Annotated in this window: 21 protein-coding genes and 1 other RNA gene; 8 read left to right on the top strand and 14 right to left on the bottom strand. The window is 70.9% G+C overall.

The window, feature by feature from the left end:
* Window positions 1-600 precede the first annotated feature (600 nt).
* The gene (locus tag GJ743_RS00370; protein WP_155049959.1) at window positions 601-1,737 is read left to right on the top strand and encodes a hypothetical protein; all 1,137 of its coding nucleotides are present in this window, start codon (window positions 601-603) and stop codon (window positions 1,735-1,737) included.
* Here the strand turns inward: GJ743_RS00370 and GJ743_RS00365 are convergent.
* The 9 genes from GJ743_RS00365 to GJ743_RS00325 form a co-directional block, all read right to left on the bottom strand.
* Window positions 1,734-2,186 carry a hypothetical protein gene (locus GJ743_RS00365; RefSeq protein WP_155049958.1) on the bottom strand — a complete coding sequence of 151 codons (453 nt, stop codon included), beginning with the start codon at window positions 2,184-2,186 and terminating at the stop codon, window positions 1,734-1,736. The genes GJ743_RS00370 and GJ743_RS00365 overlap by 4 nt on opposite strands.
* A 3-nt stretch (window positions 2,187-2,189) precedes the next feature.
* A complete protein-coding gene (locus tag GJ743_RS00360) occupies window positions 2,190-2,528 on the bottom strand; it encodes a hypothetical protein (RefSeq protein WP_155049957.1) in 339 nt (112 codons plus the stop codon).
* Window positions 2,525-3,880 (bottom strand): peptidoglycan-binding domain-containing protein, encoded by a 1,356-nt coding sequence (locus tag GJ743_RS00355; protein ID WP_155049956.1) that lies wholly within the window; start codon window positions 3,878-3,880, stop codon window positions 2,525-2,527. Before GJ743_RS00355 ends, GJ743_RS00360 begins: the two co-directional genes overlap by 4 nt.
* Window positions 3,881-4,004: 124 nt before the next feature.
* Complete coding sequence (locus GJ743_RS00350) at window positions 4,005-4,268, bottom strand: hypothetical protein (protein WP_155049955.1); 264 nt, start codon at window positions 4,266-4,268, stop codon at window positions 4,005-4,007.
* A 127-nt stretch (window positions 4,269-4,395) separates the two neighbouring features.
* On the bottom strand, window positions 4,396-7,512 hold the full coding sequence (locus GJ743_RS00345; RefSeq protein ID WP_230386231.1) for a M14 family metallopeptidase: 3,117 nt from the start codon (window positions 7,510-7,512) through the stop codon (window positions 4,396-4,398).
* A 135-nt stretch (window positions 7,513-7,647) separates the two neighbouring features.
* A complete protein-coding gene (locus GJ743_RS00340) occupies window positions 7,648-8,466 on the bottom strand; it encodes a TIGR01458 family HAD-type hydrolase (protein WP_155049954.1) in 819 nt (272 codons plus the stop codon).
* On the bottom strand, window positions 8,463-9,647 hold the full coding sequence (locus GJ743_RS00335) for an FAD-dependent oxidoreductase (protein ID WP_328288638.1): 1,185 nt from the start codon (window positions 9,645-9,647) through the stop codon (window positions 8,463-8,465). The genes GJ743_RS00340 and GJ743_RS00335 overlap by 4 nt, the downstream gene beginning before the upstream one ends.
* A 117-nt stretch (window positions 9,648-9,764) precedes the next feature.
* The gene (locus GJ743_RS00330; RefSeq protein ID WP_155049953.1) at window positions 9,765-11,090 is read right to left on the bottom strand and encodes an MFS transporter; all 1,326 of its coding nucleotides are present in this window, start codon (window positions 11,088-11,090) and stop codon (window positions 9,765-9,767) included.
* The gene (locus tag GJ743_RS00325) at window positions 11,090-12,025 is read right to left on the bottom strand and encodes a hypothetical protein (RefSeq protein WP_155049952.1); all 936 of its coding nucleotides are present in this window, start codon (window positions 12,023-12,025) and stop codon (window positions 11,090-11,092) included. Before GJ743_RS00325 ends, GJ743_RS00330 begins: the two co-directional genes overlap by 1 nt.
* 136 nt (window positions 12,026-12,161) lie before the next feature.
* Between GJ743_RS00325 and prfB the strand changes: the two genes are divergently transcribed.
* The 6 genes from prfB (at window position 12,162) to GJ743_RS00295 (ending at window position 17,786) form a co-directional block, all read left to right on the top strand.
* Window positions 12,162-13,271, top strand: a complete 1,110-nt coding sequence (prfB, locus tag GJ743_RS00320; protein WP_155049951.1) for a peptide chain release factor 2 — start codon at window positions 12,162-12,164, stop codon at window positions 13,269-13,271.
* Between the two features lie 136 nt (window positions 13,272-13,407).
* Window positions 13,408-13,938, top strand: a complete 531-nt coding sequence (locus GJ743_RS00315; protein ID WP_155049950.1) for a flavodoxin domain-containing protein — start codon at window positions 13,408-13,410, stop codon at window positions 13,936-13,938.
* A gap of 82 nt (window positions 13,939-14,020) precedes the next feature.
* Window positions 14,021-15,478 (top strand): cell division ATP-binding protein FtsE, encoded by a 1,458-nt coding sequence (gene ftsE / locus GJ743_RS00310; protein WP_155049949.1) that lies wholly within the window; start codon window positions 14,021-14,023, stop codon window positions 15,476-15,478.
* The gene (ftsX, locus tag GJ743_RS00305) at window positions 15,475-16,386 is read left to right on the top strand and encodes a permease-like cell division protein FtsX (protein ID WP_328288637.1); all 912 of its coding nucleotides are present in this window, start codon (window positions 15,475-15,477) and stop codon (window positions 16,384-16,386) included. The genes ftsE and ftsX overlap by 4 nt, the downstream gene beginning before the upstream one ends.
* A 140-nt stretch (window positions 16,387-16,526) precedes the next feature.
* Window positions 16,527-17,003, top strand: a complete 477-nt coding sequence (gene smpB, locus GJ743_RS00300) for an SsrA-binding protein SmpB (protein WP_328288646.1) — start codon at window positions 16,527-16,529, stop codon at window positions 17,001-17,003.
* A 45-nt stretch (window positions 17,004-17,048) separates the two neighbouring features.
* On the top strand, window positions 17,049-17,786 hold the full coding sequence (locus GJ743_RS00295; protein WP_328288636.1) for a tyrosine-protein phosphatase: 738 nt from the start codon (window positions 17,049-17,051) through the stop codon (window positions 17,784-17,786).
* 40 nt (window positions 17,787-17,826) lie between these two features.
* Here the strand turns inward: GJ743_RS00295 and GJ743_RS00290 are convergent, their stop codons facing one another.
* The 4 genes from GJ743_RS00290 to GJ743_RS00275 form a co-directional block, all read right to left on the bottom strand.
* Window positions 17,827-18,489: an SIMPL domain-containing protein gene (locus GJ743_RS00290; protein ID WP_155049946.1), complete on the bottom strand. Its 663-nt coding sequence runs from the start codon at window positions 18,487-18,489 to the stop codon at window positions 17,827-17,829.
* Window positions 18,490-18,581: 92 nt separating this feature from the next.
* Entirely contained in the window at window positions 18,582-19,772 is a 1,191-nt protein-coding gene (locus tag GJ743_RS00285) for an acyltransferase family protein (protein ID WP_155049945.1), read from the bottom strand.
* Window positions 19,773-19,817: 45 nt separating this feature from the next.
* Window positions 19,818-21,110, bottom strand: coding sequence for a glycosyltransferase (locus tag GJ743_RS00280; RefSeq protein WP_155049944.1), 1,293 nt, complete (start codon window positions 21,108-21,110; stop codon window positions 19,818-19,820).
* 72 nt (window positions 21,111-21,182) lie between these two features.
* Window positions 21,183-23,378 (bottom strand): glycoside hydrolase domain-containing protein, encoded by a 2,196-nt coding sequence (locus GJ743_RS00275; RefSeq protein WP_155049943.1) that lies wholly within the window; start codon window positions 23,376-23,378, stop codon window positions 21,183-21,185.
* 281 nt (window positions 23,379-23,659) lie between these two features.
* On the opposite strand from GJ743_RS00275, the gene ssrA reads away from it, so the two are divergent.
* Window positions 23,660-24,027, top strand: a transfer-messenger RNA (tmRNA) gene (gene ssrA / locus GJ743_RS00270).
* 81 nt (window positions 24,028-24,108) lie between these two features.
* On the opposite strand, the gene GJ743_RS00265 is transcribed toward ssrA, so the two are convergent.
* Window positions 24,109-24,474, bottom strand: coding sequence for a hypothetical protein (locus GJ743_RS00265; RefSeq protein ID WP_155049942.1), 366 nt, complete (start codon window positions 24,472-24,474; stop codon window positions 24,109-24,111).
* Between the last annotated feature and the right edge of the window lies 1 nt (window position 24,475).

Here is a 24,475-nt window from a genome sequence, read left to right as displayed (position 1 = left end):
GTGGCGGTCAAGGCCTCAATGAGCCCGAACATCGGCGCGTCGGGGTCAAGGGCCAGCGCAGGGTCGCGGATCCCACAATGCATCGAGTAGTTGCGAAGCGACCTGAAACCCGGATCTCCGGTGAAGTACGCGGCCTCCGTGCTGCGGAGGAATCTACGCATCGGCTCTGAGCTGGCCGCCAAGGAGGACTCAGCGTCAAGGACTTGCCGGACTGCCGACAGGGCGTGAAAGAGAAACGACAGTCTGTGCGCGAAACACCGATACCCTCGAACCCGCCAGCGGTATGCGGAAGGATCTCAGCGGAGGTTGAAGGGGTCTGCCCCGTCATCGCCTAGTACTGGCTAGGATAGTCCGACCGCCCGTCGTTAACCACCCGGACTGCGCGCTCACAAAGCTTGCGCGGGTACTTGGTGGCACGCGCCACGAAGACGATTCTTCCGAGAAATTCCATGTGCGACCACGCCGCGGGGGACTCACGCCCTGATGCGATGAGCCAATCCATAGGCTGGGATGTGATCCGGACCACCAATTCTTGCGGGGCGCGACTCCTGCAGTCGACGGCTCAAGATCTGTGGTAGCGATGAACAAGCTGGAGGTCCATTGACGAGCACCGAAGAACTTCGCTACAGGCGCCTCCGGAGGCGCTACTTCCTCGGGATAATCATTCCGATAGCCGTGGGCCTCGTCGGCGCGGCGCTCCTCGTGTTTCCCGCCTACACGGCCGCCAACCGCCCGCACCCTCCATACGCGGTCTCGTACGGGTTCATCGCACTTAGTTCGACAGCATTGACCGCCGATGCCGACGCGAGCGTCTCTGTCACTGTTGCGCCGCTCGACGGTGACGAGTCGTCGATCCTGCGACTCTCAATAACGCTTGATCAGAAGGATGTGCCGACTGCGTCGACCCTGTCAGCCGTGTTCTTCGGTCCTATTGCTGAGCAATTATCGACATGCCCGGAGGGAGATGTTGAGACTGTCGAGCAAGGAAAACTGAGTGATGAAGAAAAGGAAGCGGTCTACACGGCTATGCGCTCGCTCCAGACGGACTCGAGCCCAAGGAGCGACACGGATCTTGCGGAGGAAACGAAGGATTGGTCACTAAAGAGATGGTCAAAGAACGTTGATTTTGAGGGTGAACCCGAGCGGCGCCGTTCGTATGCCATTCAATGCTCGCTCGAAACGGCCGCGATGTGGATTCCGAGTTCAGATACAACGCGCGATGTCCAGGTGCCCACAGTTGCTTTCTACTCGGGTAGAGACGCCATTGACGGGTTCGATATCGACGTTACAAATTCGGTTCGCACTGCTAGGGGCGACAATCTGTACTACATGAACGGGTACCCACCAGCAAGTCGCTCAGATCAGGAGGGGGACTCGTTCTCGGCGAGCTCAACTGGTTGGACTGCAGACTCTTCTTGGGCGAGGACTACGGTGGACCCATTGATCGCCCGGTATTCCGACAATTCCGCAGTTGCCAACCAGAGTTCGCTGACCTTCTTCCTCGGGATCGCCGCGGGATTCTTCGTCTCTCTTGTGGGCGCTGGGATGGTCCGGGCCTTCGATCCGTTTCCGTCGCTCGATGATGCTGCACCGTCGGGGGTTCGGGCGCCAAGCCAGGGCCCGGTCCTGCAACCGACAGTGTCAGCTGGTCCCGATTCTGAGGTCAAACGCCAGTCACGTGGCTGGTCGTCGCGCATCATGACTCGCTGGAGAGGCTTGTCCCGCCCCCGTCGTTAGGTCCGGTCGGTGTGGACATTGGCTTCCCGGAGCAACGCCTGCGTGCAATATCGCCTAGCTTCACAAAGTCCTCGACTCGATCCCGCGCCGAAAGAACGCGGCTGTCCGCTCTCGCCGACGGCGCCGCCCTCGCCGCCGCCGAATCGTGGCAACTGGAGGAGGTCCGAGTCGAGGGCGACGCGCTCGTGTTCGGCCTCGACGCGGCATCCGTCGCCGACGCCGCGACCGACTACCTCGGCGACTTGGGGGCACTCGCTGCGCGGGCTCGAACTCGTACGCGCCGATTCGAGCGACGGGCGCAGCGCGAGCGTGACGCTCCGCGCCGTGTGGCACGCGCCGATCTCGACAGATCTCGTGCCGGTCACCGTGCCGATCGAGGTGACGGCCGACGCGAGGTCGGTGTTCCATTGACGGGCAGGCCCGTCGAAAGAACTCGACGTGCGCCGCACCGGTCAAGGCAGGTCGAGCACGGCCGGGTCGCTCTGCACGTCGCCGATCCGCCCGACGAACTCGTTCGGCCCGGCTCGCAGCCCCGAAACGCGGAGGTCGCGCACCAGCTCCGCGGACCGCTCGGGCGGAAGCTGCACTAACTCGGGCTCGACGGCGCCGTTCATCGCGAGTCGCCAGCTCGGGTCGGATTCGCCGTTGACGATCAGCTCCGAGCCGAACACGCCGGGCGCGATCGGATCCGACCCGGTATTCGTCACGGTGAGCGTGACACGCACGAGGGCGGCATCCTCTCCAGGCGCGCGGTCGACCCGAAGCGCCAGCTGCAGCGGTCCGCCGCTCATGTCACGGCCCCCGCCCGCGTGCGGGTGATGCTGGCGCCCTGTTTGCTGACCGACGTCGTGCCGACCGAATCGATCGAGAAGACCTGCGCGGAGCGGAAGAAGAACGTGCCGGCCGTGCCCGAGCCGAGGACTCGGAAGCGGTTCGGGATGAACCAGGTCCAGCCGCCGCCGAAGAACGAGGGGAACGGGAACACGCGGAAGAATGGCGGGGCCAGCGGGAACCCGCTGCCGCAGTGGTCGTGCTTGAAGTGGTTGTCGGCCTGCAGTGTCACGAACGCCGGGTTCGGATGGTGGTTGAGGTCCATCGCCGAGCCCTTGCCGAAACGGAAGTAGCCGTTCACGCCGCTCGGCGGCCCCGGGTCCTCGAGCCACTGCACGCGGGCGAAGCTCACGTCGCGGTGCCCGAAGTCGACCTCGGTGAGCATGTCGGCGCCGGCCGAGCCGGCCGGGATCGGATTCACGACGTCGCGGGTCATGCTGATGTTGTCGGGTGGCACGACGGTGAGCACGACGGTCGCCGGCGGGCCGCTCGCGGGCGTGGCCGTGACCGTGACCGACCCGGTCTCGGGCGCCGTCCAACGGGTGCTCGGCCCGCTGGCGATGGTGAGCGTGCCCGCTGTGACCGTCCAGGTGACGGGCGCCGAGGCGGCGAGGTCGACGAACTCGCCCGAACCGACGCTCCGGCGGGAGTTCGGCCCGCCGTCGGGCGCGGCCGCGACGGTGGTCGTCGTCAGGACGGGCGGCGGGGGCGGAGGCGGTGGGGGAGGCGGCGGCCCGCTGCCCGGGATGCGCCGGTCGAACTCGCCCATGGTGATCGGGCCGACGATGCCGTCGTCGACGATGCCCGCCGAGCGCTGGAAGGCCTGCACCCGCGACTTCGTCTCGGGCCCGAACTTCGCGTCGACGCCGAACTTCGGCAGGCTGAGGCCGACATCGACCATCGCCTGCTGCAGCTTCGACACCGCCGGCCCGCTGGAGCCGACGCGCACGAAACGCTCGTTGTCGAAGGCCGCCTCGAGCACCGTGTCACCGGCGAAGCGGGAGTTCTTCAGGTCGTGGCCGTCGCCGATCGTCCGTTGCACGACCGCCTCGTCAGCCGTGCGCGCGGCGGGCGCACCGACGGGCTGCGGCGGGAACGTCGCGACCGGGTCGTCCTGCTGGCCGGGCGGCACGGTCCGTCCGGCACTCGAGGCGATGGCGTGCGAGACCGCGGCGTTCCCGGCCAGGCGCTGCAAGTGCAGCGCGGTCGACGGCGTGAGCCGCTGCGGTGCGGCCGTCGCGTGCGCGTTCGACTTCCCGGCGTGCGCGACCGCATACGACGGATGCGACGGCGCGCGTTCCAGCGTCCTCACGGTGACCACCCCCAACGGTCGGTCCGATTCCAGTGTCGCATCCGACGAGCGCGTCGGATTGCCCGATCGGGCAACTTCGGACACGCAGCGACGAGACGGCCTGACCGGCCGAGGCGACCGCTCGTCAGGTGCGGGTCATCGCCACGAGGAGGCCGATGAGCACGAGCAGGATCGGAACGCCGATCGCGCCCAGGATCACGGCCCGGCGCAGCCGGTACATCGGATCGTGATCCCACATCGCATTGAGCTGCATGCCGGTGCGGATGACGCGACGATACCGGGACCCGCAGTGGTCGCATTCCCAGATCGTTCCGGCCGCGTGGGCGGTCGCCGCGGGGAGCGGGCATCGGTGCGGACTCGTGGGCTGCGGAGCATCGTCGGTCGGCATGCGCGCCACGATAGAGGCCGGGCGGGCGCAATGGGGGCTGCATCCGCGACCTGTGGAAACGCCGGAGCGGCCGGCGACCCGAAGGTCGCCGGCCGCCCCGTCTCGGTGTCCCGAACGGGTATGCGTGTCAGTCCAGCAGGTGGCTCAACGCGGCATCCATCCACTCGGCCCGGGTCGCGGCATCCGTCATGCCCTCGAACCCGAAGCCCGCGTAGAGCGAGCCCGGCGTGGCCACGACCGCGGCCTCCGGGAACCCGCCCGCCGTGGTGCGGATGAAGTTGTTCGGGTTGGGTGCGCTGCCCTCGGGCGGACCCGTGATCTCCCAGCCGCCGAGATCCGCCTCGAACGAGGTCGTGCCCTCGCCCGTCGAGACCTCGATGTCGTCGAAGAACACGCCGAGGCCCTGCGTCGCCCAGTCGCTGGCGTACGAGAGCGAGATCTCGACCTGGCCGCCCGCGTAGGCGCCGAGGTCGACCTCCCACTCCTGCCATCCGCCGGAGTTGCCGGATGCGGCGTTCCACGCGCCGCCGTCGGACCCGGTCGGGCTGCAGGTGCCGTCGCCGTTCAGCGTCTGGTAGTAGTCGACCTGCGGGTGCAGCTCGTTCCAGCCGGAGAGGCAGCTGTCGCCGGTGTCCTGCTCCGTGTGCCCGTTGAGGTCGGGCAGCGTCGTCCAGTCATCCTGACCCGGGGTGTGCGCCTCGACGAACGTGAAGTCCCAGTGGGCCTCGGTGTCGTACGACGTCCAGAACGACAGCGTGGCGCCCTCATCCGGCACATCGATCGTGCGCATGACCTGCTTGTACGAGACGTCGCCGAGCTGCGAGTACAGGTAGTAGTCACCCGTGTGCGGCTCGAACGGTCCGCCCGCGCGATCCCAGCGGGCCGAGACCCAGCTGTCGAACTGCGGGTAGTCCGTCGTGGGCAGCACGCCGCTCGTCGTGATGAACGAGTTCGTGTGGAACTGGTTCTGCGCGCTGTCGGCGCCGTTGAAGCCCCAGCTGAGGCCCTCGAGCGGCACGTCCACGCCGAGCGCGTCGAGCACGTCACCCTGCTCGTCGAGCCCGGCCGAGTCGACTGCCACGTACGCGCCGAGCCAGTACTGCAGCACGTCGTTCGTCCCGTCGCCGGAACCACCCAACGGCTTGCATCGGTCGATCACCTGGGCCCCGCCGACCACGCACTGCCCGTTCGCCGACGTCGGGTCGTAGAGCTGCGTGCCGACGTTCGGCGTGTACTGGCTCCCTGCCCAGTCGCCCGTGTAGAGCACCTGGCCGCCCTCGTTCATGAAGTCGCGCACGTTCAGCAGCTCGTCCATGGCCAGGCGCGAGCCGTTGCCCCCGGTCCGGCCGGCATCCCGCGTCACGATGTCGTCGCCCGTGTACCAGACGACGGCGTCGTAGTGCGAGAGCACGCCGAGCGCGTCGGCCGCGACGCGGCCGCGGGCGTCGACGTCGTAGACGTCGTAGCTCGTGCCGTTCGCCTCGAGCGCGTCGGTGTAGTACTCGAGGTACGCGGGCTCGGTTCCGCCGATGCCCGGCGACGCCCCGGTGTAGTCCTCCGCCGCGAGCACCAGCACCTCGGCACCCGACTCCGAGACGGCGTCGTAGGTGAACGAGTCGCTCGTCTCACCGCCGCCCTCGAACCAGACCTCGACGGAATCGCCGGGATCGGTGCCGGTCACCATGCCGCTCATGACCCGGTAGTGGACGTCGGTGCCACCGCCGTAGCGGTCGCCTCCCGCCCACTCCTCGGTCGGCGCGCTCTGCGCCGCACCGCCGTTGATCGAGTACTTCACCGTGACGTCGCCGAGGCTGCGCTTCGCGAGGACGCGCACCTCCTGCGGGTCGCCGTACGAGTAGTCGAAGGTGAAGTTCGACTGCGGCAGCCCGACCTTGTAGTCGTCGTCGCTCTCGAGGTAGAACGGCTCGGTCTCGATGCCGAGGTGCGACACCGGGTTCGCCGGGTCGGCCGCCGACTTCGCGACATCCGTCGAGAACGGCAAGATCCGCTCGAACTCCGCCTGCACGAGCGCCTCGTCATCGGGGAAGACGAAGCCGCCCCCGCTGCCGCCGTCGCTCAGCTCGGGCGTCCACGCGAGCGTGCCGTGCGCGGAGTGCGCGAAGTCGGTCGTCTCGCCGTTCGTCACGTAGAGGACGTCGGAGGACAGGCCCGGCTCGAAGCCGTCGATCGACGGGTTGTCGAGGTTGCCCGACAGCGCGTAGTAGATCGGATCGTCGGCGCTCGGCGTGCCGATCTGCCACCCCTCCGGGTACAGCAGCCACTCGCCGAAGGAGTGCCAGTTCACCTGGAACTCCGGCTTCGCGCGGTCGAAGAGCGACATCATCGCCTGCGTCTCGGGCTCGGAGGCCGGTGACGGCCCGCGGTAGGTCTCGCTCGCGGTCTGCGACGACGAGCCCTCCTCGTCGTACCCGAAGTGCTCCTCGTAGTTGCGGTTCGGGTCGACGCCGTCGCCGCGGTTGACCTGGCCGTTGCCGTCGTTGTCGCGGAGGTTCTTCCGCCACAGCCGCTCGGCGTCGAACGTGTACTGGTAGCCGTCGGGGTTCGCCACGACGAGGAACCAGAGCTCGGTCGTCTTCAGGAGGTTCTTGACCTCCTTGTCGTCGGACTTCCACTCGTCGATGTACCAGTTCAGCAGTCGCCGGTTGGTCTCGGTCGAGATCCACTCGCGCGCGTGCTGCGTCGAGCTGTAGAGCACCGCGGGTCGGGAGCCGTCCTTCTGGCCCTTCGCGCCCTGCGTGAGCTTCAGCGCGATGATCTCGCGGCCCTGGTAGGTCTCGCCGAGCTTGACGAGCTTGACGAGCTGCGGGTTGTCCTTCGCGAGCCGGTACAGCTCGTCGCGGATGCCGCCGGGCTCGTCGTACGAGCGCCACACGTCGTAGCCGGACGCGGCCTGCTCCTCCGCCATCTGCTTCGCGGACTTGCCGTTCTTGCCCTTCGTCAGCTTCACGTCGATGCCGCGCTCGGAGAGCCCCTTCGCCTCGTCCTCGGAGAGGATGAGCTGCATCTCGACGCCCTTCCCGGACGCCTTGCTCGCGGCGATGTCGAGGCCGGAGGCCGCCATGTCGGCCGCCTCCTCCGCGCTGACCTCCGCGGTGTACATGTCGAGCGAGCCGACGTCGTCCTCCGCGGCGTTCGCGCCGATGGGACTCAGCATCGCCGCGGCGAGCGCCGCAGCGGCGGTTCCGAGGGCGATCCGGGTTCGGGTGGAACGGTTTCCAGTCATGACGACCCCTCCGGTCCGGCTTCCGGCCAGAGGGGATTGGTGACGACGACGTTGTGCGTACCAAGCTCGCCACGCTTCTGGCGCCTGCGGACCCTAGGGGCCACCTTGGCCGCGGGCGTCTCGCGGTGTCAAGGTTCAGGCGGAGGATTCGTCGATTCCGTCGTCGAGCGATCGATTCCGCCACCATTCGGGCAGCTCGGCGACGGAATCGAGCACGGCGTCGGGTTCGATCGCGCCCTCGAGGTCGGCCGGGTCGAACTTCCCGGTCCGCACGAGCACGCCGGTCAGTCCCGCGCGCTGCGCACCCTCGACGTCGGACCTGAGGTCGTCGCCGACCATCACGGCCTCGTCGGGCGTCTCGGCGAGCGAGTCGACCGCGGCGCGGTAGAACGCGGTGTCCGGCTTGCCGAGCACCACGGCCTCGCGTCCGGATGCGTACTCGAGGCCGCGCACGAACGCGCCGACGTCGAGCCGGAGTCCGTCCTCGGCGCGCCAGTAGCGCGTGAGACCCAGGGCCACGAGCGGGATGCCGGGGTCCGCCGCGAGCAGTCGGAACGCCCGGTTCATCGTCGCGAAGTCCCATCCGCTGCCGAGGTCGCCGACCACGACGGCATCCGCCGACTCTGAGGGGTCGGCCGTGCCCACGCCGAGCTCCGCGAACTCCGCAGCGGTCGCCTCGGGCACGAAGAGCGCCGGATGGCGGCATCCCTCCGCCTCGAGCCAGGCCGCGGCCGCGACGACCGGCGTGAGCACCTCGCCGAGGCCGACCTCGATGCCCATGCGTCCGAGCTTCGCGACGATGTCGCGCCGTGGGCGCGAGGTCGTGTTCGTCACGAACCGGTGGGGGATGCCGCGCTCTACGAGCCACGCGACCGTCTCGGCGCCGCCCGGCACGGGCTCGTCGCCGACGTAGAACACGCCGTCGAGGTCGAGCAGCACGCCGTGGACGCTCATATCCCGGTCCCGCCCTTCAGCCCGGTGCCGCCCGCGATCGAGCGCATGACGAGCGCGTCGACGACCGGCAGCGACGAGGCGCGCAGCACCCACCGCCGCAGCAGCAGCCGGAACCGGTCGGGCGGCAGGAACGTGTTCGCCGCACGACGCCCGGCCGCCTGCTTCTCCTCGACGACCGGACGCCACCGTCGCTCGACCTCGCCGAGCGCCGCCTCGATCGCGTCGGCGTCGCGGCACGGGCCGACGAGTTCGGTGAGCAGCTCGGCGCCCGCGATCGCCATCGACGCGCCCTGCCCCGCGAGGAGCGAGACGGCCTGGCATCCGTCACCCGCGAGCACGGTCGAGCCGCGATGCCACCGCGGCAGCACGACCTGCGCGACCACGTCGTCGTACGGGTGCGGCGGGCAGCGCTCGAGCAGTCGGTCGATCGGATGCCACAGCCCGCCGAACACGCGGCGCAGCCGGGTCGGCGCGTCCTCGTGCGGGTCGAGGCCGTCGTTCGCGTCCTCGCGGTACGCGAGGAATGCCGCGACCCGCCCGTCGCGCAGCCCGTAGATGCCGGCCTGCCGGTCGACCGTGTCGGTGAGCACGAACCGCCCGTCGAACTCGGCGTGCAGGTCGGGCGCACCGTCGATGACGTACGCCGCCGCGCGGAGCCCGAGCGGCTGGACGAACTGCGTCTCGTCGCCGAACAGCGCCTCGCGCACGCTGGAGTGGATGCCGTCGGCGCCGACCACGAGGTCGGCGTCCGCGAGGCGCCCGCCGAGCTCACTGCCGGAGTCCGCCGCCGCGGAGGCGTCGTACGGCGCGCCGTAGTGCACGCGGACCGAGCCGTCGGGTGCGTCGGCGAGCGCGTCGAGCAGCACGAGCTCGAGGTCGGGGCGCATGAGGCTGAGCAGACGCCCGTCGACGGCCTCGGCGAACCGGTCGTAGTCGATGCTCGCCGTCCGCTTCCCCGTCCGCGCGTCGACGTACTCGACCTCGCCGATCCGGTAGGCCACCTCCCGCAACCTGGGCAGGATCCCCATCCGCTCGGCTGCGTCGAATCCGAGCCCGAAGAAGTCCATCATGTAGCCGTCCGCACGCGGGCCGTCGGCCCGCTCGAGCACGTCGACCTCCCAGCCGGCGAGCGCGAGCTGCCGCGCGCTCGTGAGACCCGCCATCCCGGCCCCGATGACCACGGCCCGCACCCTGCCTCCGCTCCGGCGATGGCGAGCCCACCGCCCGGTGCCGACGCTACTCCGGTCGCGCGAGCGCCCCCGGGCCGTCCGGCCCGCGCGGTGCCACCCGGCCGCGGTTCAGGTGTCGACGGCGGGCGTCCAGGCCTCGTCGGGCTCGGGTGGTTCGGGCGACGGATGCCGCGGCGTGCGCGGCACGTACCGCGGGATCCACCGCCACAGCATGCCCGCCCCCACGAGCCCGAGCACGCCCATCGCCGCGGCGGCGGCCATGAGCGAGAGCGCCGAGGTGATCGCCGAGATCGCGAGCGGCGCCGCGGCGCCGCCGGCGTCGGCGATCGTGCGGAACGCGCCGAGGAACGGCGCCGGGTTCGACGCGGGCGCCAGGTCGGCGCCGAGCGTCAGGATCACGCCCGACGAGAGTCCGTTCGCGATGCCGAGCAGCATCGTGGCCGCCGTGAACCACGCGACCGCGCCGGGGACGTCGTGCGTGACCGACAGCACGAGGTGTCCGGCCGCGAGCCCCACGAGCCCCGGGATCGCGCTCCAGAGCCGGCCGTGCCGATCCATGACGTGGCCGCTGACGTAGAACAGGGCGAAGTCGACCGTCGCCGCGATGCCGATGACGAGCGCAGCGGCGTCCGGCCGCATGCCGAGCGAGACCGCCCACAGCGGCACGATCACGGTGCGACTCGCGCGGAGCGCGGCGAGCAGTCCGACTCCGGTGCCGATCCGGCCGAGCACCCCGCGATACGTGACGACGGCGTGACGGATGCCACCCGCGGCATCCGCTCGGCCCTGCTCGACGCTCGCGACGTCGCTGCCGTTCCCGGCGGACGCCGCCCGCACCCGCACCGCGGCGCCGAAGACGCGCTCGGGATCGGGGAGGACGAGGAGCACCGCGACGACCGCCGCGCACGACGCGACGAGGACCCAGAACACGGCCGTCGCCGAGCCCGTCCACGCGATGATCGCGGCCGCCGTGAACGGGCCGATCGCCCAGCCGCCGCGGAACACCCCGGCGAGCGTCGACAGCGCGCGGGCGCGCACGTGCGCGGGCACGTAGCTCGTCAGGAACGCGTGCCGGGCGAGGCCGAACACGGCCGTCGCGAGGCCGAGGAGGAAGACGCCGACTGCGAGCGCCCACGTGGTCGGCACGAGCAGCGCGAGGAGCGTGCCCCCGGCGGCGAGTGCCGACGCCCCGATCATCGCGGCGCGTTCGCCGATCCGGGCCACGAGCCATCCGGCCGGGAGGTCGCCGACGAGCCCGCCGACCATGAGCATCGCCGCGATGAGCCCTGCGAGTGCGAGCGAGGCGCCGCGGTCGACCGCGACGACCGGGATGACCGGAACCAGCGCGCCCTCGCCGAGGGAGAACAGCAACGTCGGCAGGTACGCCGGGAGGACGATCGATCGCCACGAGAAGGAGTGGGCCGTGTCGGTCATCACCTCGATGCTATGCCCGAGCCGCCCTCGTGCCAGGCGAGCACCCGGAGGGCCCGAAGGGTGTTCCAGCGGCTCGGCTTCCCGTCGCCGTCCTCCATCTCGAAGTGGCGCAACCCCGGATGGGTGTGCTGGAGCGGCCATCGACCGTCGGCGCGTCGTCGCCCGTGCACGAGCCCGATCGCCTCGTCGCAGCGCTCGTCGGGCTCCGCGCCGGCCGCCCGGAAGTACTCGAGCGCGCGCAGCACGTCGTAGTGCCACTGCGGCGGGAAGGAGAATCGGGTCCACGATGGGCGGATCACCTCGCCCGTCGAGCGCGACCGGAAGAGCCGGCGCTCGAGGAGGTACGCCTCGCCGCGCGCCCTCGCGGCGGCGATCGCCGGGTCGGGCCCGATCGATCGCTCGACCTCGAGCATGGCCTCGAGCGCGAGGATGGTCGTGTTGAACGACGCCCGGTGCGAGCGTCGCGGCGCCTGGCAGTTCCATCCGCCGTCCTCGAGCTGCTCGCCGAGCAGTCGCTCGAGGAGTGCGTCGAGCAGCGGCCCCGGCTGGCGGAAGTACGCGCCGAGGACGAGCACCATGCTGTTGACGCAGGTCTCCCGCTCACCGCCGAAGAACGGCTTCCCTCCCCGGCCCTCCCAGGTCACGCCCTCGCGGACGCGCTCGATGGCACGGCCGGCCTCGGAGGACTCGGGATCGAGCCCGAGCAGCCGGAGCAGCAGCAGCGTGTAGGTCGTGGACACCCATTTCGGCGAGTACGTGCCGCCGCCCCACCGGCCGTCGTCGCCCTGGAGCGAGAGGAGCCTCGCGCCCCAGCCCTCCCGGGCGACCCGTGAGCGCTCGGCGGCGATCGCGTCGGCCGAGGCTCCGGTCACGTCGCGCATGACCTGCCATCGGATCGACGGGTCGGCGTCGAGCAGCCACTCCGTGACATCCATCGACCGCACCTCGCCCTCGCCCTCGCCGTCGAACGGGTCGAGTCTGCCTCAGGCACCTGCCAGCGGGAAGGACCTCGGCCCGCGATCGGGGCTCGCGCAGGCCGCTCACGGGCCGGGCCACTAGGCTGGACGGGCCATGTTGGATCTTGACCTCACGCAGGAGATCTCCGCCCTGCGAACCACCTTCAGCGACATCCGCGCCGTCGTCGACGTCGACGCCCTCCGGGCCGACATCGCGCGGCTCTCCGAGGAGGCCGGCGCGCCCTCACTCTGGGACGACCCCGCCAACGCGCAGAAGGTCACGAGCGCGCTCAGCCACCGCCAGTCCGAGCTCAAGCGCGTGACCGAGGTCGAGCGCCGCATCGACGACCTCGAGGTGCTCGTCGAGCTCGCGAACGAGATGGAGGACGAGGAGTCCGCCGTCGAGGCGCGCAAGGAACTCGCCGCCCTCGAGGAGACGGTCGGCCAGCTCGAGGTGCAGACGCTCCTCGACGGCGAGTACGACCCGCGCGGCGCGGTCGTCACCATCCGCTCGGGCGCCGGCGGCGACGACGCCACCGACTTCGCCGAGATGCTCATGCGCATGTACCTGCGCTGGGCCGAGCGGCACAAGTACCCCGTCAAGGTCATGGACACCTCCTACGCCGAGGGTGCGGGCATCAAGTCGGCGACCTTCGAGATCGACGTGCCGTACGCGTACGGCACCCTCTCCGTCGAGGCGGGCACGCACCGGCTCGCGCGTATCAGCCCGTTCGGGTCGGCCGACAAGCGCCAGACGAGCTTCGCCGCCGTCGAGGTCATCCCGGTGATGGAGGAGGCCCAGGAGGTCGACATCCCCGAGAACGACATCCGCGTCGACGTGTTCCGCTCGTCGGGCCCCGGCGGGCAGTCGGTCAACACGACCGACTCGGCCGTGCGCCTCACGCACATCCCGACCGGCATCGTCGTCTCGATGCAGAACGAGAAGTCGCAGATCCAGAACCGCGCCGCGGCCATGCGCGTCCTCCAGACCCGCCTGCTGCTGCTGAAGCGCGAGGAGGAGGCGGCGAAGAAGAAGGAGCTCGCGGGCACCATCACCGCGAGCTGGGGCGACCAGATGCGGTCCTACTTCCTCTACGGCCAGCAGCTCGTGAAAGACCTCCGCACCGGCTACGAGGTCGGCAACCCGGCGACCGTGTTCGACGGCGACCTCGACGGCCTCATCGCGGCCGGCATCCGCTGGCGCAAGCAGAAGGACGACGACTGACCCGCTGACGCTGCCCCCTGGCCCCGCGCGCCCTCTGACGCGGCGCGCGGGACCTTCGGCACCGGTCGCGCGCGAGCGCCCGGCCTACCCTCACCCGTGTGGGACGACGTGCGTCCCGCCGGGGGGAGTGAGCATCATGCGCGTGCTGGTCGCGTACTCGAGCAAGTACGGCGCGACGCGGGGGATCGCCGACCGGGTCGCCGATCGCCTGCGCGACGCCGACCACGAGGTCGACATCGAGCACTGCGACGACGTCGAGTTCCCCGAGGGGTTCGACGCGTTCGTCATCGGCAGCGCCGTCTACCTGGGCAAGTGGCGGAAGGAGGCGCGCAAGTTCGTGCGCCGCAACCACGAGCTGCTCGCCGGTCGTCCGGTGTGGCTGTTCTCCAGCGGCCCGCTCGGCACCGAGCGCGTCGACAAGGACGGCAACGACGTGCTCGCCGGCGCGGCCCCGAAGGAGTTCGCCGAGTTCGAGGAGCTCATCCACCCGCGCGGGACCATGGTCTTCTTCGGTGCGCTCGACACCGAGCACCTGCGCGGCCCCGATCGCATCGTGAGCTGGATGCCCGAGAACGACGCGCTGCCCACGGGCGACTTCCGCGACTGGGACGCGATCGACGCCTGGGCGAGGAAGGTCGCCGCCGAGCTCGCGGCGCAGCCGGCCTGACCCGCCCGGCACCGGGGCGCGGCGCGACGTTTTCCGGTGTCGCTGCCCCGTTTCGCGCGGATGCGGCCTACGCTCGAACGCGATGATCCGCTTCGATTCCGTCACCAAGTCCTACCCGGGGCAGACCCGACCCGCCCTCGACGACATCACGGTCGAGATCCTGCGCGGCGAGTTCGTGTTCCTCGTCGGCGCCTCGGGGTCGGGCAAGTCCAGCTTCCTCCGGCTGATCCTCAAGGAGGACCGGCCGACGGCGGGTCGCATCCACGTGCTCGGACAGGACCTCCGCTCGATCTCGACGCGCAAGGTCCCGTACTTCCGCCGCAACCTCGGCGTTGTCTTCCAGGACTTCCGGCTGCTGTCGAACAAGAACGTCTTCGAGAACGTGGCGTTCGCGCTGCGGGTCATCGGCAAGTCGCGCGGCTTCGTCCAGACCGCGGTCCCCGAGACGCTGAAGCTCGTCGGCCTCGACGGCAAGGGCAAGCGGATGCCGCATGAGCTCTCCGGCGGCGAGCAGCAGCGCGTCGCGATCGCGCGAGCCATCGTCAACAAGCCGCAGATCCTGCTCGCGGACGAGCCCACGGGCAACCTCGACCCGGTCACGAGCGCCGGCATCATGACCCTGCTCGAGCGGATCAACGCATCCGGCACGACCGTGGTCATGGCCACGCACGAGGCCGGCATCGTCGACCAGATGCAGCGCCGCGTGATCGAGCTGAGCTCGGGCGAGGTGGTGCGCGACGAGCGCAGCGCGGGCTACGCGGTCGGCGGAACGCTCGCACCGCCTGTCACGTCGGTCGTCGGCGCGATCCCGGCGGACGATGCCGTTGCGACGGACGGAGCCGCGGCCGCGCTCGCCGCGGTCGGCGCGGAGTCCTCCGGCGACGCGGACGGCGCCGAGGCCGAGACGATTCCGATCGCCGCCTCGACGACGGATGACGCGACGGCCGATGCGCTCGTCGCGTCGATCCGGGCCGAGGAGGCGCTCCACGAGTCGGAGCGGGCGTCGTCGGGCGACGCCGTGCCGATCGAGACGACGGATGCCGCGGCATCCGTCGCCGAGACCGCGCCGACCACGGCGAAGCGACCCGCGGCCGGGAAGAAGCGTCCGGCGAAGCGCCCGGCCGCGAAGGCGGGGTCGGCGACGAAGGCCTCGGAGGAGGCGGCCGTCGACACCGCGATGGACACGGGCACCGTCGGCGTCGCCGCACCCAAGGTCACCCGCAAGGTCATGGAGGAGGCGCCGCCGCTCTACATCGAGCCCGAGGCGCGCGACGCGGTCACCGACGAGGCCGCCGAGATCACCGCGGCCGCGACCATGCCGATCGAGCCGCTGACGACGAAGGCCCGGAAGGGCGGGGGCTCCTCCGGCGACGCCGACGACGCCGCGGACGGCGACGGTCGGGACGGCCCGCCCGGCAGGCCGGCGGCGCCCGCGAGCGCGAAGTCCGCGCACCTCACGCTCGCCGAGCGCCTCGGCCTGCGGAGCCCGGCCGGCCCGCGCGCCGGCGACGACGACCAGGAAGTGGGGCCGGTCAAGTGAGGTTCGGTCTCGTGCTCGCCGAGGCGGCGAACGGCCTGCGCCGCAACGCCACCATGGTCATCTCCGTCGTCCTCGTGACGTTCGTCTCGCTCACGTTCGTCGGAACCGCGGCGCTGCTGCAGCTGCAGATCGCGCAGATGCGCGGCTACTGGTACGACCGCGCGCAGGTCGCCGTGTACCTCTGCACCGCGGTCTCCACGACCGAGGGGTGCGTCGACGGCGAGGCCACACCCGAGCAGAAGGAGGCCGTCGAGGCGCAGCTCCGCGGCGACACGCTCGCGCCGTTCATCGACGAGTACTACTTCGAGGACCGCGAGCAGGCCTACGCGAACTTCCAGGAGCAGTTCGCCGGCACCCCCGCCGCCGACTACGTCACGCCCGACGTGCTCAACGAGACGTTCTGGGTGAACCTCACCGACCCGTCGCAGTCGGCGGTCCTCGTCGAGAGCCTCGCCGGCCTGTCGGGCGTCGAGCAGGTCGTCGACCAACGCCGCTACCTCGACCAGATCTTCGACGTGCTGAACGCCGCGAGCTACACGGCGATCGCGGTCGCCGCGGTCATGCTCGTCGCCGCGGCGCTCCTCATCGCCACGACCATCCGGCTCTCGGCGTTCTCGCGCCGGAAGGAGCTCGGCATCATGCGACTCGTCGGCGCCTCGAACCGCTTCATCCAGACGCCGTTCGTGCTCGAGGGCATCTTCGCGGGGCTCCTCGGCTCGCTGCTCGCGGGCGGCGCGGTCGTCGCGATCGTGACCTTCTTCGTCCAGGGCTACCTCGCCGACTCGCTGTCGTTCACGTTCGTCGGGCTCGACGACGCGTTGCTCGTGGTGCCGCTCCTCGTCGCGGTCGGGGTGCTCCTCGCCGCGGTGTCGGCGGCGATCGCCATCCGGCGATACCTGCGGGTCTGAGCCGATCGCGGTCCGGCGGCGGCGACGGATGTCGCAACCGGCCGGGCCGGGCCGCGGCGACGGATGTCGCGACCGCGGCTAGACTGAAGGGCTTGCCGGCGATCGCCGGCGGCATCCGTCATCGAAGCGAGGAGTGGACCGTGCCCAGGGAACGCGGTGAGAAGGTCGTGGCGACCAACCGCAAGGCGCGCCACGACTACCTGATCGAGGACACCTACGAGGCCGGCATCGTGCTCTCGGGGACCGAGGTGAAGTCGCTCCGGCAGGGCCGGGCGTCGCTCGTCGACGGGTACGCCTTCATCGACGGCGGCGAGATCTGGCTCGACGCGGTGCACATCCCCGAGTACACCGAGGGCACGTGGAACAACCACGCGCCGCGACGCAAGCGCAAGCTCCTGATGCACAAGCAGGAGATCGTGAAGATCAGCCACAAGACGAAGGAGGGCGGCTACACGCTCATCCCGCTGTCGCTGTACTTCAAGGACGGCCGCGCGAAGGTCGAGCTCGCGGTGGCCAAGGGCAAGCGCGAGTACGACAAGCGGCAGGCGCTGCGCGAGCGACAGGACAAGCGCGAGGCCGATCGCGCCATGGCCAGCCGCAAGCACCTGGGGGAGTAGCGCCTTCGGAGCCGCCTGACGGCGCGGCGGGTTAGACTCCGCCGCGTGGAGATCTCGACGCGCATCCCGGTGCCGGGCACGTACAACTTCCGCGACGTGGGCGGGCTTCCCGCGCGCAGCGGCACCGTCCGCGCGGGCCGACTCTTCCGCTCCGACGGGCTGCACCGGCTCGGCGACGACGGGCGCGATGCGCTCCGCCGGCTCGAAGTCGGCGTGATCGTCGACCTCCGCGACGACAACGAGGCGCGGGCCATGCCCGACGACCTCGTCGGGCTCGACGTCGAGGTGCTGCGGCTGCCGGTGTTCGAGGGCTCCGGCGCGTCGCAGAACGGGCGCGGCATCTCGCTCGAGGCGCTCTACCACCGGATCGTCACCACGCACTCGGCCGTCGTGGTCGAGGCGCTGCGCGAGATCTCGAGTGCAGGCGACCGCGCGGTCGTCGTGCACTGCACCGCGGGCAAGGACCGCACGGGCATCGTGGTCGCGCTCGCCCTGCTCGCCGCCGGCGTCGAGCGCGAGGCCGTGATCGTCGACTACGCGCTCACCGAGGGGCACCTCGCGGGCGAGTGGCTCGAGGAGATGGTCGAGCTCATCGGCCGCTACGGCGTGCCCGACACCCCCGAGCTCCGCATCCTCATGGGCGGCAGCCCGCGCGAGGCGCTCGAATCCGCGCTCGACGAGGTGGAGCGGAGCCACGGATCCGTTCGCGAGTACCTCGTCGCGTCGGGCCTCGGCCACGACGAGCTGGCCGCGCTCGAGGCGTGGCTCATCGAGCGCGACTGAGCCGGCCCGCGCCGCCGGCCCGCGCCGGCCCTCGGCTGCGTCAGCCTGCGGTGAACCGAGCGTCGACGGATGCCTCGACCACGAGCTTCGCCGGAGCGAACTCCGGCGTCGGCCCGGCGTCCGCGGCGTCCATCGCCATCGCCCGCATCGCGACCGCCTTGTGCGCCCGCGGGATCGGTTGCGCGTGAAGCATGCCGTGGTCGGCGAGTTCCGTCGGCGCCGGCGTGCCGAGCCCGAGCGCCTCGGCGTACACGGCTGCCTTGCGAACGGCGTCGGCGACCGCCGTGCGCTGCGCGGCCTCCTGGACGCGCGCCCGCGTGGCATCCGTCAGCCGCCAGTCGATGCCCTGGACCGTGACGTCCGCGGTCGCGGAGATCGGCCCGACCCAGGCGCCGAGCGCGTCGAGGTCGCGGAAGACGACCTCGACGTCGGCGGAGGCCTGGTGCACGAGCGGCAGCTGACGGCCCTGGTCGTTCCACGGGCGGTGCGACCAGACGCGAAGCTGTCCGGCCGACCACGACTCGAGCGCACCGGCGGACTCGAGGTCGCGGATCGCGGCGAGCACCCGCTCGTGCGTTTCGCCGACCGAGGCGAGGACACGGTCGCGGTCGGCGCCGTTCGCCGCGACCGTGAGCGAGACCGCGCCGAGTTCGGGGTCGACGCGCTCCTCGGCGCGACCGGTGACGGCGATGGTGGTCGGCATGCGGTTCCCCTCTCGTCGCGGCGACCGGTGCGCGTCGATGCGCCGTCGTCGAGGCCGCCGCTGGTGATCGCCCTCAGCCTACGGGCGTCGCATCACAGGACGCGCGCGACGCCGGGCACCCGCTCGATGAGCAGCCGGGAGAGGACGAACGAGCACGTGACGCCTGCAACGGCGACGAGCATCGCCTTGACCTCCGCCGGCACGGGTACGGGGCGAAGCGCGAGCGCCAGCCCGATCAGGACCGGACCCTGCAGCATGAACGCGCCGTAGGCGCTTCGCCGCGCGACCGGCCCGGCGATGGCGATGCGGCGATCGAGGTGGCGTTGCGCCACCGCGAGAAGCCAGACCGGCCCGAACACGGAGAGCGTGACCTCGCCCGCCGCGAACGCGAGCGCCGGCCAGTGCCATCCGCCCCAGATCAGGTCGACGGGGAGGCCGAGGAGGAGCATGGCGAGCGCGAGCAGCCCCGCAGCACCGACGGCGGCGAGCGTGACGGTGCGGCTCTGCCGACCGAGCCGATCGGGAACGGCGCTCAGCCAGTCCTCGCGTGCCGCGACGATGCCGAGCCCGAACACGGCCGCGCACGCCGGCCACTCCCAGATGTTCAGGTCGATGAACCAGTTGTCCTCCTCGAACGGGACGACCAGGCGAACCAGGAACGTGGCGACGGTCGCCGCCCCGGCCAGTGCGAACAGGTGGCCGATCCGGATCCCGCCGCGCCGCCTCGGGGCCGGGGCTCCGCGCCGAGCGCGGGCCCAGCCCGCGTAGGTGAGCGAGAAGACGAGCAGCGCGCCCACGAACCAGAGCACTCCGGTGTCCAGGCTGCGCTCGGCGAGCAGGTAGGTCCACGGATCGGGTGCCGCTCCGAGCCATCGGAAGAGCGCGTACTCGAGCGCCGGCCACATCAGCAGCGCGAACACCGCGAACGGCACCCCGAGGCGCAGCAGGCGGTCCGTCGCGAAGCGCCGGCTGCCCTTGCGTTCAACGGATGGCGCGGTCAGGAGTCCGGCGATCAGGAACAGCAGCGGAATCACGAGCAGCCCGAAGGGGGCCGCCAGCACCAGCAGGACGATCCCGGTCACGGAGGAGAGCGAGACCTCGCGGACATCGGCGTACGACCACGAGTCGAGGGGCGCGTACCCGAGCACCGCATGGCCGGCGATGACCGCCGCGATCAGGATGACCTTGAGGTTGTCGACGTAGAGCCGACGCCTCGAGGCCCACTGCTCGGTCGCCGATGCGCGGACGTCGCCGTGATCGGTCGCCCCGCCTCCCGATGGCACCCCTCCAGTCTCGGCCGCGGAGCACCGGCGTCGGAGGGCCGAATGTCATATCGGCAGGGCGGCCGCCGGCAGCACCCCCGCCCCGTCGAACAGTCGCTCGAACACGACGCCGCGGTCGAACTGCAGCGCGTACGCCCGCGCCCGCTCGGCACGGTGCGCGCGCTCCTCCGGGGAGAGCGCGAGCGCGCGATCGATGGCCGCGGCGATGGCGTCGGGGTCGTCGACCGGAACGATGATCGCGTGTTCGCCCACGGCCTCGCCGATGCCGCCGGTGTCGGTCGTGATCACCGTGCCGCCACCCGCGAGCATCTGCTCGGCGAGCGCGATGCCGAAGGTCTCGACGAACTCGGGCCGCGGCTTGCTCGGCAGCACGTAGGTCGCGCACCCGGCCATCAGGTACGGCTTCTCCGCATCGTCGACGTCGTCGAGGAACACGATCCGGTCGGCCACGGGTGAGGCGGCCGCACGGGCGCGGAACTTCTCGGCGGCCGGGCCGCGCCCGACGATCACGAGCTTCAGCCGGCCGTGCGCCGCCGTCCGCTCGTACCCCGCGATGAGGTCGTCCACGCCCTTCGCCTCCGTCAGCCGCGACAGGAACAGCACGTACCCGTCGGGCTCGAGCCCGCGCGCGGCGAGCACGCCGCGCACGATCCCCGGGTCGAGGTCGAGGTACTGCGAGGTGTCGATCGCAGGGTACGAGATGCGGATCCGGTCGCGGCACTGCTCGGCGAAGCGCGTGCCGTGGAAGGCGTCGATCTCGGAGGCCGCGGCGACGATGAGCTCGCGCGTGTACTCCGAGACCGCCACGCAGTGGTCCTGCGCGAGGTAGCTCGAGAGGATGTGCGCGGCCGCGCCGAAGCGGCCCTCCTCGACGCACGAGCGCACGACGTTCGTGACATCCGACCCGACCGCCTCGGCGATCGTCGTGACGTTCACCGGAAGGCCGGTGCTCCACGCCGCGCGCACCGCGTCGGTCACCGCGACCGTGTGCGGGCTGAGGTAGAGCGACAGGCAGACCGTCGGCACACCGTCGGTGAAGAGCTCGACGAGCCGCCCGGTGATGCCCGCGAGGTAGCGCCCGTCGGGCACCTTGTAGTCGCCGACGGGCTCCGGGCGCTCCACGATGATGCCGGGACTGTACGGCAGCATCCGATCCAGCGGTTTCAGCGGCAGCCCCGCCGCCTCGAGCCGATCGATCGGCCAGGTCACGATGCGCACCTCGTCGAACCCGCGTTGCAGCGCGGCCTCGGCGAGGTTGCGGCCCTCGACCGAGTGGCCGCAGATCACCGGATCGGCGCGGTTGACGATGACGAGGCGGTTCCGAGGCGGAGCGTTCATGGCTCCTCCTTTCCTGTGGGGCGCGAGGTGCGCGTCCTGATCGGGCAGGTCTGGTGGCTGGATGCCGCGGGGTCAGCGTTCCGGCGATGAGGGCGGCCGCGACATCCGCCCCCACTCGCTCGGTTCGGGGCCGAGGCGGAGGAGCAGGCTGCCGCCTCGATGGAGCTCGTCGCCGCGCAGCCAGGTGCGCTCGAGCGGATCGCCGTTGAGTTCGGCCGACTGCACGTACTGCGCGGGGCCGTCGCGGCGCGGCTCGACGAACCCGCTGGTCTCGATGCGGAACGCGTCGCCGCCGACGCGCAGCTCCGACTCGGCGAACGCGGGCGCGTTGACGAGGAAGAGGTTCTGGCCGGCCACGGGGAACAGGCCGAGGCTCGCCCAGACGTACCAGGAGCTGATGCCGCCCGAGTCGTCGTTGCCCGGCAGGCCCCCGCGGCCGGTGCCGAACTGCTGGTGCACGGCCGCGTGGACGATCTCGGCCGTCCGGTCGGGGCGCCCGGCGTAGTGGTACGCCCAGGGCGCCTCCATGTCGGGCTCGTTGTTGAGGCCCTCGAAGCGGCCGAGCGCGTACCCGGCCGCGAGCTCCTCGAGACCGGGCGCGACGCCGGGCTGCCGCACGGGCTCGGCGCCGAACCCGAAGAACGCGTCGAGCGCGGCGACGAAGCCCTCGTCGCCGCCGGAGAGCTCGATGCGACGGCGCATGTCGTGGACCAGCCGGAACGAGTAGTTGTACCTGCTGCCTTCGTAGAACGTGGAGTCGCGCAGGAGCCCGGTCTCCGCGTCGAACGCGTTGACCCATCGGCTCGCGAGCGACGTGAACTCCTCGGCGAGCGCGCGGTCGCCGACGCGAGCCGCGACCTTCGCGGTGCACCAGTAGCCGTAGGCGAGGTCGAGCGTGTGGCTGATCGGGTGCGCGTGCCCGCGCAGCAGGAAGTCCTCGCCGTAGGTGCGGCGGAGGTCGGCGTGCATGTGCACGAGCGCCCACTCCCAGTCGATGCCCGGAAGCCCCAGCTGGCAGAGGTCGGCGAGGAAGGTCTGCGCGAGCGCGCTGCCCTGTCGGGAGAACCGGTCGCTGCCGCGCGCCATCCGGTACCCGATCGGGAAGTTGCCCTCCTCCTCGCAGATCGTCAGCAGTGCATTGGCGAGCTCGACCGCGCGCTCGGGGAACAGCGTCGTGATGAGCGGAAGCTGCGTGCGGTAGATGTCCCACATCGTGCAGAGGTCGAACACGAAGGGGCCCTCGGTCGGCCAGAACGGGCTCTCCTCGGGCGCGAGGCAGGGCTTGATCAGCGAGTGGTAGAGCGCCGTCGAGAACACCGTCTGGCGCTCGGTCGACGGAGTGTCGACCGTGATCGCCTTGAGGTGCTTGCGCCACGCCTTCTTGGTGCGGTCGCGTCGGTGCGGGAACCGTGCCGGACCCGTGCCCTCGTCGGCGCGGAGGTTCGCGCGCGCCTGCTCGACGCCGCGCAGCGAGAACCCGATGCGCACCTCGATGCTCTGGCCGGGCTCGCTGGGGCCGGCCCACATGAGCCCGAACGGGCGCAGGGTCGTCGGCCGGATGTGGTCGAACGCGAGGCGCGTGCCGCCGGGCATCAAGCGCCGGTCGTACCAGAGCATCTGCCGCCAGGTGTGCGCGTCGCACTCGATGTAGACCGCGAGCGGCGCGCCCTCTACGACGATCTCGCCCTGCGCGATGCCCGGCGCGACCTGCTCGAGCTTCGCCCGGAGCGGGATGGTCTCGCCGTGCGGGATCGACAGGCCGCCGAGCGAGAAGTCGATGACGATCCGCGCGTTCTGGTTCTTCGGGAACGTGTAGCGGTGCACGGCCGACTTCGGCCCGACCGTGAGCTCGGCGCGGATGCCGGAGTCGAGCGTCGCGGCGTAGTACCCGGGTTCCGCCGACTCCTCGAGGAGCTCCCACGTGCGGCCGAGCACGTCGAGCGGCTCGAGCATCGGCGTCACCCGGAAGTAGTTGTAGTACTTGCGGATCGCACCCGTGCCCGACTGCTGGAAGTGCGTGAACCCGGATGCCACGCCGCTCTTGTGGATCATCGGCGGCACGCCCTCCGTGGCGAGGTCGTACCGTCCGTACCCGGTCGGGTACGCGCCCGAGTACGCGCACGCGGAGACCATGCCGAGCGGGAAGGTGGCTCCGGGATGCGTGTTGCCCACCTGCGGCTTCGGCCACCACCACGTCGCGGCCAGCCCCGTCTGCGGGGGAAGGTCGACGGCTTCGGTGCCGATGAACGGATCGACCCGCGCGATCATGCGTCTCCGGCGCGACGGCGTGCGGCGGCGGACCCGGCGCGGGCGGCGGTGCCCGTTCGGGGAGAGGCGATCTCGGAACGTCCCATGCCGGGACGCTACGTGCTGGCGGAGCCCCGCGGGTTACAGCCACATGAACGATTCCGGCGCGGCATCCGGAATGCCCTCGGGGGCGGTCCTGTTGTATCCTGTAGGGCCGCGCACCCCTCACGGGTTCGCGGTTGGCAACTCCACAGCGTGCGATGACGACCCGCCGTCCGACCTCCGGTCGGAGCGCGTCTCATGGGGATGATCGGTTTCGACATCGCCTGCGAGACCGCGTGAAGCGGGCCGAGGATGCAGGGTTATCTCGTGAACGCTCCCTGCGAAACAATAACTGCCAATAAGTCGCAGAACGACTACGCCCTCGCTGCCTAAGCGAGTCCGTTAGTCCGTCAGCCCGGGTTCGTTCCCGCCCCGGTCGCTGGCGTCATCTAGGGAACTCGCTGTGCGACGTCGCCTGAGCGTCGTACGGGACTCTTTCAGGCTGGGCCCGTCGACCTGGCTGCCTGTGGCAAGGGTCGGGGCCGAGCAGAACGCCTCACAGGATGCGCCCGGAGAAACCGTGGAATCCCAGCGATGGACGGGGGTTCAATTCCCCCCATCTCCACCACCGGTCGTCATCGCACGCTCGCGAGTACCACGAAGGCCGCCCCGCGGGGCGGCCTTCGTCGCGCGCGTCGTCAGCGACCGATCACGGGCAGCCCTCCATGAGCTGGATCCCGTGCTCGGCCTGGCGCTTCTCGCTCACCTGGCCGAGCGAGTCGCAGATGGCGTTGACGAGCAGGGCGTACCCCTCGCCGTTCTGGTAGTTGCCGTTCTCGCCCGGCAGGCCGAACTCCTGGACCGTCCCCGGCGGGACGAACACCCACACCTCGGGCGCCCCGGGGAAGACGCTCGGGAGCCATCCCCAGTTGCCGCGGATGACGGGCGCGTCGCATTCGCTGCCGCAGGCTGCGGGCGGCTTGCTGACATTGATGCAGTCGAGCGCCTGAGCCGAGGTGGGAATGAGGACGAATGCGGCGGCGAGGCCGGCCGCGGCCAGGGTTCTCTTGAGCATG

Source organism: Agromyces bracchium, from assembly GCF_009709675.1.
GTDB lineage: Bacteria > Actinomycetota > Actinomycetes > Actinomycetales > Microbacteriaceae > Agromyces > Agromyces bracchium.
The sequence above is the reverse complement of the archived record's forward strand: the minus strand, read 5'-3'. Positions and strand labels throughout refer to the sequence as shown.

Coding starts and splice junctions, on each gene's coding strand:
- GJ743_RS00345 (WP_230386231.1), bottom strand. CDS start 7,512: ATGACTGGAAACCGTTCCACCCGAACCCGGATCGCCCTCGGAACCGCC.
- GJ743_RS00275 (WP_155049943.1), bottom strand. CDS start 23,378: ATGATCGCGCGGGTCGATCCGTTCATCGGCACCGAAGCCGTCGACCTT.
- prfB (WP_155049951.1), top strand. CDS start 12,162: ATGTTGGATCTTGACCTCACGCAGGAGATCTCCGCCCTGCGAACCACC.
- ftsE (WP_155049949.1), top strand. CDS start 14,021: ATGATCCGCTTCGATTCCGTCACCAAGTCCTACCCGGGGCAGACCCGA.
- GJ743_RS00325 (WP_155049952.1), bottom strand. CDS start 12,025: ATGGATGTCACGGAGTGGCTGCTCGACGCCGACCCGTCGATCCGATGG.
- GJ743_RS00315 (WP_155049950.1), top strand. CDS start 13,408: ATGCGCGTGCTGGTCGCGTACTCGAGCAAGTACGGCGCGACGCGGGGG.
- GJ743_RS00350 (WP_155049955.1), bottom strand. CDS start 4,268: ATGCCGACCGACGATGCTCCGCAGCCCACGAGTCCGCACCGATGCCCG.
- GJ743_RS00290 (WP_155049946.1), bottom strand. CDS start 18,489: ATGCCGACCACCATCGCCGTCACCGGTCGCGCCGAGGAGCGCGTCGAC.
- GJ743_RS00330 (WP_155049953.1), bottom strand. CDS start 11,090: ATGACCGACACGGCCCACTCCTTCTCGTGGCGATCGATCGTCCTCCCG.
- GJ743_RS00280 (WP_155049944.1), bottom strand. CDS start 21,110: ATGAACGCTCCGCCTCGGAACCGCCTCGTCATCGTCAACCGCGCCGAT.
- GJ743_RS00360 (WP_155049957.1), bottom strand. CDS start 2,528: ATGAGCGGCGGACCGCTGCAGCTGGCGCTTCGGGTCGACCGCGCGCCT.
- GJ743_RS00340 (WP_155049954.1), bottom strand. CDS start 8,466: ATGAGCGTCCACGGCGTGCTGCTCGACCTCGACGGCGTGTTCTACGTC.
- GJ743_RS00265 (WP_155049942.1), bottom strand. CDS start 24,474: ATGCTCAAGAGAACCCTGGCCGCGGCCGGCCTCGCCGCCGCATTCGTC.